This window comes from Flavobacterium sp. SM2513 (assembly GCF_050908145.1).
Taxonomy (GTDB): Bacteria; Bacteroidota; Bacteroidia; order Flavobacteriales; family Flavobacteriaceae; genus Flavobacterium.
This window is the reverse complement of record NZ_CP194228.1, coordinates 2,529,960-2,544,708: the sequence shown is the minus strand read 5'-3', so window position 1 is coordinate 2,544,708 and position 14,749 is coordinate 2,529,960. Positions and strand designations below refer to the sequence as shown.

The following is a 14,749-nucleotide window of genomic DNA, read 5'->3' as shown; positions in this document are numbered from 1 at the left end:
TAAAAGTAGAAATTAGTAATACAAAATAGATTTTGTAACGTAAATTAATTTGACGTCAAGCAAATGATAAAAAAAAACTATGTCTTATCTCAACAATGACACTTGTCCTAAATATAGAATTTCTAAATTTCAAGATAATTTATTAGAAAGGTTTCAAACCATTAGGTCACGCACTGAAACGGTTTGTAAACCACTTCCTATTGAAGATTATGTAGTGCAACCCCAAGACTTTGTAAGTCCGCCAAAATGGCATTTAGGTCACACCACTTGGTTTTTTGAAACCATGATTCTCCTACCCTATTTTAAAGGTTATAAAGTTTTTAATGCCAATTACAATTATATTTTCAACAGTTACTATGAAACGGTTGGAGTTCGTGTAATTCGCACCGATAGAGGAAATTTAAGCCGGCCATCCGTCGAAGATATTTACCTATATCGCAAATATATTAATGAGGCAATGCTTCAGTTTTTTCAAAAGGAAATGTCTAAAGACGTGTCCGTTTTGTTTGAATTAGGGTTGCAACACGAACAACAACATCAGGAATTATTAATGACGGATATCAAATATATTTTAGGAAACAATCCGCTTTTTCCTCCTTATATTGAAAATAAAAATTCTGAAATAGCACCAGCCAAAACTTCCAAGTGGATTTCTGTCAAAGAAGGTGTTTATGAAATTGGTTTTAAAGGAGATGGCTTTTGTTTTGACAATGAATTGAACCGTCACAAAGTATATTTAAGCGCATATCAAATTGCTTCAGAACTGGTGACCAATCAAGAGTATTTGGCATTTATCAATGATGGTGGTTATGAAAAGTTTCGAAATTGGCATGCTGAAGGTTGGGATTGGATTCAAAACCAAAAGGCCAAGGCACCGATGTACTGGTATTTCATAGAAAAGGAATGGCACAATTATACACTAAACGGCTTACAACCTATAGATTGGAACGCACCGGTAACACATATAAATTTTTATGAAGCATTTGCATTTGCTTCTTGGGCAAAAAAACGATTACCTACAGAAGCGGAATGGGAAGTGGCAAACGACCAATTCAATTGGGGAAAACGCTGGGAATGGACCCAAAGTGCTTATTTACCTTATCCGGGTTTTACAACCGCTGACGACGCTACGGGAGAATACAATGGTAAATTTATGGTAAACCAAATGGTGCTTCGAGGTGCTTCAGTTGTAACAGCAGAACATCACAGCCGTCCTACGTACCGCAATTTTTTTCAAACTAACCTACAATGGCAATTTACGGGAATCCGACTTGCTCAATAATACATTTATGACTCAAAATACTTTCAAAAAAGACGTTTATAGCGGTTTAAAAAGCAAACCGAAGTCCCTTTCCTCAAAATACTTTTACGATGAAACTGGTGATGCACTTTTTCAAAAAATTATGGCATCTGACGATTATTATTTGACCAATGCTGATAATGAGATATTTTCAAAACAAACAAGCGAATTATCAAAAGCTTTAACTAGTAAAAATGAGCCGTTTGATGTACTAGAATTAGGAGCTGGTGATGCTACCAAATCTACTTATTTATTAAAAGAATGGCAAAATTCAGGAGCTGATTTTACTTATTTTCCAATTGATATATCGTCTAGCATGATTGCTTATTTAGAAGGCGAGATGCCACAACGAATTCCGAATCTGAAAGTGCACGGTTTTGCAGGGGAATATTTAGAACAAGTTCGCGAAGCCAATCGGTATTCAAAACGTCGAAAAGTGGTGTTGTTTTTAGGTTCAAGTATCGGAAATTTTGAATTGCACGAAGCACATAATTTTTTGCGAAATTTATACGACGAATTGCATCCAGGTGACATGGTTTTAGTGGGTTTTGATTTAAAGAAAAATCCACATCAAATTTTGAAAGCTTATAATGACTCCGAAGGAATTACAAGGGATTTTAATTTGAACTTATTGACCCGAATTAATCGGGAGTTGGGAGCTAATTTTGATGTGAATCAATTTGAACATTTTCCCATTTACAATCCATTAACGGGAGCTTGCAGAAGTTTTTTAATCAGTCAAAAGCAACAAAATGTAACATTTATCGATGGAACTGAAATTGAATTTCAACCGTTTGAAGCAATTGACATGGAGCTTTCACAAAAATTTTCGATTGAAGATATTGATACCATCGCCATGCGAATTGGCTTTGAAAAACAACCCTACTTTTTTGACTCCAACCGGTATTATTGCAATGCAATTTGGAAAAAATAAAAATAGGTTGAAATGTTGCAAGATATAGGTTTCAAAGCATAAAAGGTTGTTGAATAGGTAGTCTATTTTTGTATAGACAGATTGGTTCAAAAAAAATTGCTATGAAAATTTCAACCTCCACAAAAATACCGACTAAATCGCAACCTAAAGCAGATGAAACTTCTAAAAAGGAAGTTTCTGATGAAAAAGATAATCGTGATTTAGAAAATAGTTTAACGGATTGGAATGCTGAACACAATCAGAGTGGTCGACATAAATAAAACGTAAACTATGAAAAAAAATGTACCTCACAATTTATCGGATAAAAATTCGAAAGTGAAAGAAATATCAGATGGGGTTTATATCAATTTAAACCGAATTACATCTGACGAACAAGATTTTGAGCAAGCAATTGAAGAGAGTTTCAAAAAATCGGAAGAAAAACAATCGATTGAAAACTTGAAAGATAATTCTGAAAAAACCAAATCTCCGAATTAAAACATATCTAAATATATGGATTGGCATGAACTCTTATGGGGTGATTTAGATGCTTCTTTTCTAATCCAAATTGGGATTCGAACAGTTATCATGTTTTTCATCATTCTATTTTCACTGAAAGTTTTAGGGAAAAGAGGTGTAAAACAACTTTCTGTTTTTGAATTGGTTATCATTATTAGTCTGGGTTCCGCAGCAGGTGACCCTATGTTTTATAAAGAAGTAGGGCTACTTTCCGCTTTGGCAGTTTTTATGGTTGTGATTCTTTGTTATAAAATCACGACTCATTTGGTATTTAAGTATAAAGCCATCGAAAAAGTTTTAGAAGGCGAACCAATTTACTTAATTGATGATGGTGTTTTCTCTCTTCACAATTTCAACAAAGAAGATTTAGGTTACGATGAGTTTTTTGCAGAAATGCGTCAGCAAAGTGTTTCACACCTGGGCCAAATTGATATTGCAATCATTGAAATTTCTGGCGAAGTGAGTCTTTATTTCTATAAAGATGAAGAAGTTTTATATGGTTTGCCCATTTTACCTGCGTTGTACAATAATCAAATTATTGAAATAATAGAAGAAGGTCATTATTCCTGTTATTTCTGTGGTTACACCGAAATTATTGTTTCAAAATCAGTACATATTTGTCCAAATTGCCAACACAATCGTTGGGTGAAATCGATAAATTGCGTCCGAATTACTTAAAATTACGAATGTTGAAATGCCTTTCGATTCTTGAATTGTTGTTTACAATCATCCGCTCCTATTCCTTTCCTCAACTATATTCTTTTGACATTTTAGAAACTAAATCAAGATTGTTTTAAAAATAAAATCTTATATTGAGCACTTTACCTTTTTTAAGGTGCGATTATTTAGTAATTTTATTGACCTCATTGCATGCCAACCAGCTTGGAATGTTGAATAAAAATCTCCGTTTTTATTGCATTAGGTTAATGATAAAAATAAGTTTATATGCAGGAAGAAAAAAAATCTTCATCATTACTCCAATCTTTTGGTCTTAAAATGGCTATTATTATTGTAATGAGTTCAATAATTGGTTCCGGTGTTTTCAAGAAAGTGGCACCAATGGCGGAACTTCTACATACACCTTGGCTGATTATTTTGGCTTGGTTATTAGCGGGAATCGTGATTCTATTTGGCGTTTTAAGCATCGCTGAATTGGCAGTTCTCTATCCACAATCTGGTGGACCTTTTCATTGGCTGGAAAAAATATACGGAAAAACTATCTCATTTCTTTACGGCTGGTCTTGTTTTACAGTCATTCAAACGGCCGCTATATCGTCCATCGCTTTTGTTTTTGCAGGAGCGTTAAATACATTTGTTACTTTGCCTCAGCTGCCCTTGGACTGGCAATCTATTAGTTTTCTGGGCTTACATCCCTTTTCAAATTTTGGAGCAAAAATAGTCGCTTGTCTCCTCATTATTTTCCTGACACAAGTAAATATTAAAGGAGCTAAAAAGGGCGGAAATCTTAGCTTGGTTTTTACTTTTTTAATAATTGGTTCTATTTTAATTATTTCTATAGCTGCATTCAGCGGAAATCAAGGAAGTATTGCAACTTTTCAAACACCTTCTTCTAATTATCCTGTGGCAGGTTTTGGCGCTTTAGGACTTTTTAGTGCAATGGTTTTAGCGATGCGAAATGCATTTTGGGGTTATGAAGGATGGATTGCTTTGGGTTTCATAGGAGAAGAAATTAAAAATCCGACCAAAAACTTACCTAAAGCTTTGACAATTGGAATTGCATTAATCATATTGCTCTACTTAATCATCAATACGGCCTATCTCTACATCATGCCTATTGACGAAATGCTTGCTGCACTTCGCTTAAATGAAAACAATATTGCCGCAGTAGTGGTCACCGATAAAATTTTAGGAACTGGTGGTGCTTACATCATTAGTGGTATGATTTTGATTTCAACATTGGGTTGCACCAATGCGACCATACTGGTTTCCTCTCGTATTTATTATGCTATGGCAAAAAAAGGTTTGTTCTTCGAAAAAGCCGCCAAAATACATCCTAAAAATAAGACACCTCATTTTTCGCTAAATTACCAGTGTTTTTGGGCCTGTATTTTGATTTTTTCAGGGTCTTTCGACACACTAACCGATCTGCTAATAATTACCGCATTCATTTTCTTTGGAATTATTGTTTTTGGCGTAATTTACCTCAGAATCAAAGACAAAAATGCACCTAGACTTTATAAAACGCCTGGTTATCCCTTTGTACCACTAATTTTTGTAATATTCTGTATCATTTTATTAGTAGTTTCGTTTATTGAATCTCCAGTGAAATCAATTATAGGAATCGGTTTCATCTTCTCGGGATTGCCTTTTTATTATTATTGGAAAAAGAAGTTGCCTCATAACAACATGGATGAGGAATAATTAGAAAATTATTTTCTGTAAATCAATTGTAACCCGTGTTGTTTTGTAGCGGAACTGTAAGAAATATTTTCTAAACTTTGACTAAACATTCTTTTGTTTTACCTTTGATTCATGAATAATTCTCCGAAACTTTTTATGGTGCTTTTAGGCTGTACGCCAAAAGGACGCGTGATAGAACAACACGATATGTTTTTTGGTATTGCAGAAAATATGAGTGAACTAGCTCCCAAGATGAAAGCATTTTGGCCTGAAGCCAAAGGAAAAATACACATTGATGCTTGGCGCGAAATTACTATTGTAGATAATCATGCTGTAAAAGTTGTAGCTCTGGAAGAAACTGTTTCTGTTGAAAACCAGTTGTATTTCTTGAACTTAGGAGGTTACAGACCTGGTGAATTTGAAGAACACCATTATAAAATGCTTGCTGTAGGCCCTAAAATGGCTGTAGCAATTAAAAAAGCAAAGAAATCTGTTTTTTATAAACACTTCGGATTTGAGGGAAAAGGAGCCGAATCACATATCGATGATAAGTACGGAATTGACGTAGATGATAAACATAAAGTAATTGATTTATTAGATGTGGAAGCCAAATCAAAATATCAGATTAAAATAACTGCCTTAACTGAGCCAAAAGCAGAAGATAAATTACACATTGGTTATTTGAAAATTAAAAAATTATGAGTCGAAATACTGAAAAAAACATTAAAAAACACAACGACAAGTTGCATAAAGAACAAGCAAAAGCGAAACAAGCTGTGCTTTCCCGCAAAGAAAAATTGAAGGAAATTACTAGAAAGTTCAACGAGCAAAATAAAGAGGAAAATGGAGAATAATTGTTACTGCGGTAATTTATTAGCTTTTGAAAATTGTTGTCAACCCATTATAAGTGGTATTAAAAAAGCAAATTCTGCTGAAGAATTAATGCGTTCGCGTTATTCAGCTTATTGCACTCAAGAGGCAGATTATTTAGTAATTACTACACATTTATCCACACGAAAATTCCATAAAAAAGCGACTATTTTAGATTGGTCGAAAAGCAATGACTGGCTGAAATTAGAAGTTATTGCTGCAACTGGAACAACTGTGGAGTTCAAAGCTTTTTATTTAGACGAAAGTCGGAAAGCAACAATACATCATGAGAAATCTACTTTTGTTTTCGAAGATGGTAGCTGGTTTTATGTAGATGGAATTTTCTTTTAAAAGAAAAAACCTTCCATTGCTGAAAGGTCTTTACTCTGTATTCTATGCTCTTTCCTCTGAGATACTTCGCAAAAGCTCAGCATAAGCGATTCACACATTTTCTTTTTCAAAGAAAATGGTTCTCTGCTTACATATTTCTACGGTACTGTCCTCCTACTTCAAACAAAGAAGCGGTAATTTCTCCTAATGAACAAATTTTAGTCGCATTCATCAACTGCTCAAACATGTTCTGGTTTTTAATTGCAGCATCTTGGATAACCGCCAATTGTTCTGCCGTTTCATCCTTGTGAAATTCATGTAGATTATTCAAAGTAGTAATTTGAAATTGCTTTTCCTCTTCACTGGCACGAATTACTTCCGCAGGAATAACCGTTGGCGAACCTTTAGAACTCAAGAATGTGTTTACTCCAATAATTGGGAATTCACCGGTATGTTTCAGCATTTCGTAGTACATACTTTCTTCTTGAATTTTAGAACGTTGGTACATCGTTTCCATCGCTCCCAAAACGCCACCTCTTTCAGTTATTCTGTCGAATTCCATCAATACGGCAGCTTCCACTAAATCCGTTAATTCTTCAATAATGAATGAACCTTGAATTGGATTTTCATTCTTCGCTAAACCTAATTCTTTATTGATAATCAACTGAATCGCCATTGCTCTACGAACCGATTCTTCTGTTGGTGTCGTAATCGCTTCATCATAAGCATTGGTATGCAATGAATTACAGTTGTCATAAATAGCATATAAAGCTTGCAAAGTGGTACGAATATCGTTAAAGTCAATTTCTTGAGCATGTAACGAACGTCCTGATGTTTGAATATGGTATTTCAACATTTGAGCTCTTTCGTTAGCTCCGTACTTATTCTTCAAGGCTTTCGACCAAATTTTACGAGCCACACGACCAATTACCGCATATTCTGGGTCAATTCCATTCGAGAAGAAGAACGATAAATTAGGTCCAAAATCGTTAATATCCATTCCACGACTCAAATAATATTCCACATACGTGAATCCGTTAGACAACGTAAAGGCCAACTGCGTAATAGGATTGGCACCTGCTTCTGCAATATGGTAACCAGAAATCGAAACCGAATAAAAGTTTCTGATATTATTGGTAATGAAATATTCTTGAACGTCACCCATCAATCGCAATGCAAATTCCGTAGAGAAAATACACGTATTTTGAGCTTGGTCTTCTTTCAAAATATCCGCTTGAACGGTTCCACGAACTTGTGAAAGTGTTCTTACTTTTATGTCTTGGTACACATCATTTGGCAAAACCAAATCACCCGTAACGCCTAAAAGCATTAATCCCAATCCGTCATTTCCAACAGGCAATGCGCCATTATATCGAGGTCTTGGTAAACCTTTCTTCTTATAAATGGCGTTGATTTTAGCTTCAACTTCTTTTTCTAAACCATTTTCTTTAATGTACAATTCACATTGTTGGTCAATTGCAGCATTCATGAAAAACCCTAACAACATAGGTGCCGGACCGTTAATCGTCATACTCACTGACGTCAATGGGTGTGCCAAATTAAATCCAGAATACAACTTTTTCGCATCATCTAAACAACAAATAGAAACTCCTGCATTTCCAATTTTCCCATAAATATCAGGTCGTAAATGCGGGTCATTTCCGTATAAAGTCACACTGTCAAAAGCCGTGGACAGACGTTTTGCAGGTAATCCAGCACTTACATAGTGAAAACGACGGTTCGTTCGCTCTGGTCCACCTTCACCAGCAAACATTCTCGATGGATCTTCTCCTTCTCTTTTAAAAGGATACAAACCTGATGTAAAAGGAAATTCTCCAGGTACATTTTCTTGTAAATTCCATTTCAAAATATCGCCCCAAGCTTCGTACTTTGGTAAAGCAATTTTTGGAATTTGTGAGTGTGAAAGAGATTCGGTATGTGTGGCAATTTTAATTTCTTTATCGCGCACTTTAAACGAATAAACCGGATTCTTGTATTTATTTACTTTTTCATCCCAAGTCAAGATAATTTCCCAGTTGTAAGGGTCCAAATCCATTTTGACTTTGTCAAATTGATTCAGTAATAAGTTCAAGAAAATACGGTCTTGATTGTCTTCTTCTTTCGCACTCGGATAAACCGAACTGTCGTCAATACCTACTTTATTGATTTCAGGCTTCTTACCAGAAACCGTTTCAATGGTTTTGAAAATACCATACAACTTTTGAGCAACTTGTCGTTGTCCTTCTGCCGTTTCATCGTATTTTCTATTGTTTTCGGCAATTTCCGAAAGGTAACGTGTTCTATGTGGTGGAATTACAAAAATTTTCTCGCTCATTTCACGGGTAATTTCAAAAGTAGAAACCAAATCCGATTCGGTTTTTTCTACAATTTTATCCATGATGGCTTTGTACAACGTGTTCATTCCCGGATCGTTGAACTGCGAGGCAATGGTTCCAAAAACAGGTAAATCAGCTGGATTAGCGTCCCATAAGTTGTGGTTGCGTTGGTATTGTTTTTTCACATCACGCAATGCATCTAGCGAACCGCGCTTGTCAAATTTATTTATGGCTACCAAATCAGCAAAATCAAGCATGTCAATTTTTTCCAACTGTGTTGCTGCACCAAATTCAGGCGTCATCACATAAAGTGAAACATCAGAATGGTCCATAATTTCGGTATCACTTTGTCCGATTCCCGAAGTTTCAAGGATGATGATGTCGTATTTAGCTGCTTTTAAAACTTGAATGGCTTCGGCAACATATTTCGACAAAGCTAAATTCGATTGACGAGTAGCCAACGAACGCATGTAAACGCGAGGATTATTTATGGCATTCATTCGGATTCTATCGCCTAATAAAGCACCGCCTGTTTTTCTCTTCGAAGGGTCAACGGAAATTAATCCAATGGTTTTTTCTGGAAAATCAATTAAAAATCTGCGAACCAATTCATCCACTAAGGACGATTTTCCTGAGCCACCTGTTCCTGTAATTCCCAAAACTGGAATCTTAGAAGATTCATTTAGGGTGTGAATTTTGTCCATCGTAGCTTTCGCTATTTCTGGAAAATTCTCCGCTGCAGAAATTACACGAGCAATTGCTGTAGGTACTTTAGCCTCTAAATGGTCGGCTTCGTCCGTTAATTTATCACCAATTGGAAAATCTGATTTTTGAACCAAGTCATTGATCATTCCTTGCAATCCCAATTCACGTCCGTCGTCTGGAGCATAAATTCGAGTGATGCCGTAATCCTGCAAATCTTTGATTTCAACAGGAAGAATTACACCACCTCCACCACCGAAAATCTTAATATGTCCCGCTCCTTTTTCTTTCAAAAGGTCGAACATATACTTAAAATATTCGTTGTGTCCTCCTTGATAGGAAGTAATTGCAATGGCATTTGCATCTTCCTGAATGGCGGTATTTACCACTTCTTCTACACTTCGGTCGTGTCCTAAATGAATCACTTCCACGCCAGTAGATTGGATAATACGACGCATAATGTTTATAGCTGCATCGTGACCGTCAAAAAGAGCAGCTGCTGTTACAATTCTGACTTTATTTTGAGGTATATAAGGTGTTGCTTGTTCCATATTGATTTAAAAGTAATTTTAAGCCCGCAATTTACGAATTATAAAAATTTTAAACCAACGCTAAGAATATTAATTTAGTAATGAGTGAGTTTACTTACCTTTGTTTTCCTAAACAAAAAAGATGGCGCGACATTCTAAAGAAAACGACTTACCTAAAGCAAAATTAACCACCAGTTCGCTAACGAAAGCCTTACGTATTTTCAAATACGGCAAAGGCCACAAATGGAAATTTTATATCGGTTTGATTTTTTTACTGCTTACCAGTGCCACAGCATTAGCGTTTCCAAAATTAATGGGAATGTTGGTGGATTGTGTCACCAACAAAGATTTAGATCAAGCCAATTATGTAGCACTTTTATTAATGGGTGTTTTGGTATTACAAGCGGTTTTCTCCTTCTTTCGGATTTCACTTTTTGTCAATTTTACTGAAAATTCGCTATCCAATATCCGTTTTGCCTTGTATGAAAACTTGGTCAAATTACCGATGACCTTTTTCTCTCAAAAGCGTGTGGGCGAATTGAACAGTCGCATTAGTGCTGATATATCACAATTACAAGACACATTTACCACCACTATTGCCGAATTTTTACGTCAATTTATTTTGATTATTGGGGGGTTTATCATTTTAGGAAGCATCAGTCCAAAGTTGACTTTGATGATGTTGGCTATCGTTCCCTTGGTTGCAGTGGGTGCCGTAATATTTGGTCGGTTTATTCGTAAGTACGGCAAGAAAACACAAGATAAAGTGGCCGAAAGCCAAGTTATTGTAGAGGAAACCTTGCAGGGAATTACCAATGTCAAGGCTTTCGCCAATGAATGGTACGAGATTCAGCGGTACAAAAACAAAATCAAGGAAATTGTTCAAATTGCCATCAAGGGCGGAATTTACCGCGGTTACTTTGCCTCGTTTATTATTTTGTGTCTTTTTGGGTGTGTCGTGGTGGTAGTTTGGTACGGAATTACCTTAACCATTAAAGGCGAAGTCGAAGGCGTTGGAGATTTGATTTCGTTCATTTTATACACCACATTTATCGGAGCTTCTTTTGGTGGAATCGCCGAAATGTATGCTCAAATTCAGAAAGCCGTGGGTGCTACCGAACGTGTTTTTGAATTATTAGACGAGGTTCCTGAAGCAATCAACTCCACCGAAAATCCCGTTACCGAAAAAATTACCGGAAATGTATCTTTCCAAAATGTTTCCTTCAGCTATCCGTCTCGTCCTGAAATTGAAGTCCTGAAAGACGTAAATTTCGAGGTGAATTTCGGTCAAAAAATTGCCATTGTTGGACCAAGTGGTGCCGGAAAATCGACTATCGCTTCACTCCTATTGCGTTTTTACAACATTGATAAAGGTGAAATTTTAATTGACGGAAAAAACATCAATTCATTCCAACTCGAACAACTTCGAGGCAATATGAGTATCGTTCCCCAAGACGTGATTCTTTTTGGCGGAACCATCAAAGAAAACATCGCCTACGGAAAACCAAATGCCACCGATGCCGAAATTATGGAAGCCGCACAACAAGCCAATGCCTTTAATTTCATCGAAGGTTTCCCAGAACAAATGGAAACATTGGTTGGCGAACGCGGCATCAAACTTTCAGGCGGACAACGCCAACGCATTGCGATTGCAAGAGCTTTACTTAAAAATCCAAGTATCTTGATTCTGGACGAAGCCACTTCTTCTTTAGACAGCGAAAGTGAAAAACTAGTCCAAGAAGCCTTAGAAATTTTAATGCAAGGCAGAACCAGTTTCATCATCGCACACCGCCTTTCCACCATCAGAAAAGCCGACCAAATCCTAGTCCTTGACGGCGGAACCATTACCGAAAAAGGAACCCACCAAGAACTTATTGCCTTAGAAAATGGAATGTATAAGAACTTGAGTTCGTTGCAGTTTAGTTAACAGTTGGGAGATGGGAGTTTTCGCGACGCTAGACGAGGCTGCGATTGGCTTTGCCATAGAATTCCCTACAATCTTATTTAGAGAATAATTTTTGATTACTAAACTTTTATTACTTTGAAAGAAGCGAATATAAGTACAATTTACTTTTTTTTCAAAGACATCTTAATTCTTATTTTATAAAAAAAGTTAAAGTGTTGCTTTTTTATATATATTTGACCATCAAAACATTTATATGAAAAAACTTTACACACTTTTGGTAGTAGTTCTTACTACACTAAGCAGCACGGCGCAGATAGTGAATATTCCAGATGCAAATTTTAAAAATAAGCTTTTGTCGGCAAGTCCGAGTAATTGGATTGCGTCAACACAAACGCCTGATGTTAATGGCAATGTCACAAGTTATAACAAAATTGATACAAATAATGACGGACAAATTCAAGTAAGCGAGGCATTAGCAATAAAATATTTAAAAATTTATGATACATCTGGTGGAACATTACTTATTTATACTGCCAATGGAATACAAAGCTTTACTAATTTAGAATATCTAATGTTTCAGATCAGCTCTTTTACGTTTTCAAATATTACTACTTTGACAAATTTAAGATTTTTAAATTGCGTTGGTGTAAATTTGACTACTTCAAATTTAACCAATTTGGTAAATTTAACTTATTTAAATCTTAGTTTCAATTCACCAACTTTAGATGTTAGTCATATGACAAAACTAAAAAAGTTATATTGCAGTAGTATTTCAATGACAAGATTAAATATAAAAAATGGTAGTAATGAAATAGACTTGAGTTTTCAAGGATGCTATAACCTTCGTTTTATTTGTGCTGATGAAGATGATATAACTCTTGTTCAGAATAAGATTGATAATTATGGTTATACTTTCACTTGCCAAGCAAACACTTATTGTAATTTTGTAATGGGTGGAGAATATCATACTATTCAAGGTAATAGTTTATTGGATATTGATAATAATGGTTGTGATAATAATGATATATATTATCCAAATATGAAAGTTAATATTTCAAATGAAGTGCATTCAGCAGCTTTTATTGGTAATAATTTAGGTATTTATTCTATACCAGTTTTTGCCGACACATATACTATTCTTCCACAAATAGAGAACCCAAGTTATTTCAACATTTCACCAACTTCAGCTTCTGTTTCATTTCCATCTACTGCAAGTCCTTATACTCAAGATTTCTGTATTACCGCAAATGGTATTCACAATGATGTGGAGGTTTCAATTCTTCCAATTGTTCCAGCACGTCCAGGTTTTGATGCTAAATATAAAATCATATATAAAAACAAAGGTAATCAAGTTTCTAACGGTTCGTTAAGTTTTACTTTTGATGATGCAGTTATGGATTTGATTTCGACAACTCCACTTAATTCTAGTTCTGCTACCAATAGTTTAAGTTGGACATACAGCAATTTAAATCCTTTTGAAACTAGAGAAATTAATTTAACTTTTAATATCAATTCTCCAATGGAAAATCCAGCGGTTAATGCTGGTACTATTTTAAATTATACAGCAACTATTGTTGGTGCTACGGATGAAATGCCAAATGACAATACCTTTACTTTAAATCAAACGGTGGTAAATTCTTTTGATCCAAATGATAAAACCTGTTTAGAAGGTACAACCATTACACCCAGTATGATTGGCGAATATGTTCATTATGTAATCCGTTTTGAAAACACAGGAACATTTGCAGCACAAAATATAGTGGTTTCAGATGTTATTGATACTACTAAGTTTGAAATATCTAGTTTAGTAGCACAAAGTAGCAGTCATTCATATATCACGAGAATAAACAGTACTACTGGAAAAGTAGAGTTCATCTTTGAAAACATCAACCTTCCTTTTGATGATGCCAACAATGATGGCTATGTAGCGTTTAAAATTAAAACCAAATCAACGCTTGTGCTTGGAAACACGTTCAGCAATACGGCAAGCATCTATTTTGATTATAATTTTCCAATTATAACCAATACCGCTATTACAACAATTGCTACTTTAAGTAATCAAGATTTTGATTTCGGAAGTTATTTTACGGTGTATCCAATACCTGCGAAAGACGTATTGCATTTCAATACTAAAAACGAAATAGTACTGAAGTCAATTAGTATCTACAATACTTTGGGTCAAATGGTAATGGCTGTTACCAATCCAGAAAATAATACTACAATTGATGTCGCCAACTTAAAAACAGGCACGTATTTTATAAAAGTAATGACTAATAAAGGAACAGCGAATACGAAGTTTATAAAAGAGTAACAATATCAAAATCTATATTTTAAAAAGTCTCAAGTAATTGGGACTTTTTTATTTACTTACAGTTTCATAGATTTCACAGATTTCCCCGCTTCTGTAAGAATCCCTTAGTGTGGCTCCTACAAAAGTAACTTCCATAACTGAAAACCACCCTTCAAAATGAAAAACCACTATTCTAAAATAAAAAACGCCATCCAAAACTAAAAAAAGTACTTTCAAAACCAAAAACGACCTTTAAAAAACGAAAAACACCTTTTCAAAAACGAAAAAGTACTTTTAAAACCAAAAATAACCTTTCAAGAACGAAAAACAAGCTTTCACAAATGAAAAAAGACTTTTTATGAATGACAAAACACTTTTCTTGCATAGTAAAAGTTTTTTATAGTATGACGAAACTCTTTTCTTGAATAGCAAAACTCTTTTCTCTTATAACAAAACTCCTTTCTTAAATAGCAAAACACTTTTCTCTTATAACAAAACTCTTTTCTTGCATAATCAAAGTCTTTTCTTCAATAGCAAAACACTTTTCTTGCATGGGAAAACTCTATCCCACTGGTGCTCGTTTGCAACGAGTACCTAATTACCTTTTGAAAACGATACTAAGCGTTTGCAACGCAACACAGCTCCCGAAACCCTTCGTGTGGCATTTAGTTAGAAACAATTGTTGAAGTTCG

12 protein-coding genes are annotated in these 14,749 nt (G+C 35.1%); 11 read left to right on the top strand and 1 reads right to left on the bottom strand.

Annotated features, from left to right (window positions below; genetic code table 11):
• Positions 1-79: 79 nt before the first annotated feature.
• The 9 genes from egtB (at position 80) to ACQ5J2_RS10625 (ending at position 6,314) form a co-directional block, all read left to right on the top strand.
• Positions 80-1,282 carry an ergothioneine biosynthesis protein EgtB gene (gene egtB / locus ACQ5J2_RS10665; RefSeq protein WP_432670391.1) on the top strand — a complete coding sequence of 401 codons (1,203 nt, stop codon included), beginning with the start codon at positions 80-82 and terminating at the stop codon, positions 1,280-1,282.
• A gap of 7 nt (positions 1,283-1,289) precedes the next feature.
• Positions 1,290-2,234: an L-histidine N(alpha)-methyltransferase gene (locus ACQ5J2_RS10660; RefSeq protein ID WP_432670390.1), complete on the top strand. Its 945-nt coding sequence runs from the start codon at positions 1,290-1,292 to the stop codon at positions 2,232-2,234.
• Between the two features lie 101 nt (positions 2,235-2,335).
• Complete coding sequence (locus ACQ5J2_RS10655; RefSeq protein WP_432670389.1) at positions 2,336-2,494, top strand: hypothetical protein; 159 nt, start codon at positions 2,336-2,338, stop codon at positions 2,492-2,494.
• 10 nt (positions 2,495-2,504) lie between these two features.
• Positions 2,505-2,711, top strand: a complete 207-nt coding sequence (locus ACQ5J2_RS10650; RefSeq protein WP_432670388.1) for a hypothetical protein — start codon at positions 2,505-2,507, stop codon at positions 2,709-2,711.
• Between the two features lie 15 nt (positions 2,712-2,726).
• A complete protein-coding gene (locus ACQ5J2_RS10645; RefSeq protein WP_432670387.1) occupies positions 2,727-3,410 on the top strand; it encodes a DUF421 domain-containing protein in 684 nt (227 codons plus the stop codon).
• A 267-nt stretch (positions 3,411-3,677) separates the two neighbouring features.
• Positions 3,678-5,114: an APC family permease gene (locus ACQ5J2_RS10640; RefSeq protein WP_432670386.1), complete on the top strand. Its 1,437-nt coding sequence runs from the start codon at positions 3,678-3,680 to the stop codon at positions 5,112-5,114.
• 111 nt (positions 5,115-5,225) lie between these two features.
• Positions 5,226-5,795: a DUF1543 domain-containing protein gene (locus ACQ5J2_RS10635; RefSeq protein WP_432670385.1), complete on the top strand. Its 570-nt coding sequence runs from the start codon at positions 5,226-5,228 to the stop codon at positions 5,793-5,795.
• Complete coding sequence (locus ACQ5J2_RS10630) at positions 5,792-5,947, top strand: hypothetical protein (protein ID WP_432670384.1); 156 nt, start codon at positions 5,792-5,794, stop codon at positions 5,945-5,947. The genes ACQ5J2_RS10635 and ACQ5J2_RS10630 overlap by 4 nt, the downstream gene beginning before the upstream one ends.
• Positions 5,937-6,314 carry a YchJ family protein gene (locus tag ACQ5J2_RS10625; RefSeq protein WP_432670383.1) on the top strand — a complete coding sequence of 126 codons (378 nt, stop codon included), beginning with the start codon at positions 5,937-5,939 and terminating at the stop codon, positions 6,312-6,314. Before ACQ5J2_RS10630 ends, ACQ5J2_RS10625 begins: the two co-directional genes overlap by 11 nt.
• Before the next feature lie 127 nt (positions 6,315-6,441).
• On the opposite strand, the gene ACQ5J2_RS10620 is transcribed toward ACQ5J2_RS10625, so the two are convergent.
• The gene (locus tag ACQ5J2_RS10620) at positions 6,442-9,882 is read right to left on the bottom strand and encodes a methylmalonyl-CoA mutase family protein (RefSeq protein WP_432670382.1); all 3,441 of its coding nucleotides are present in this window, start codon (positions 9,880-9,882) and stop codon (positions 6,442-6,444) included.
• A 121-nt stretch (positions 9,883-10,003) separates the two neighbouring features.
• Between ACQ5J2_RS10620 and ACQ5J2_RS10615 the strand changes: the two genes are divergently transcribed.
• Together ACQ5J2_RS10615 and ACQ5J2_RS10610 are read left to right on the top strand one after the other, a co-directional pair.
• Positions 10,004-11,788 carry an ABC transporter ATP-binding protein gene (locus ACQ5J2_RS10615; RefSeq protein ID WP_432670381.1) on the top strand — a complete coding sequence of 595 codons (1,785 nt, stop codon included), beginning with the start codon at positions 10,004-10,006 and terminating at the stop codon, positions 11,786-11,788.
• Between the two features lie 232 nt (positions 11,789-12,020).
• Complete coding sequence (locus tag ACQ5J2_RS10610; protein WP_432670380.1) at positions 12,021-14,078, top strand: DUF7619 domain-containing protein; 2,058 nt, start codon at positions 12,021-12,023, stop codon at positions 14,076-14,078.
• The last annotated feature ends 671 nt before the right edge of the window (positions 14,079-14,749 follow it).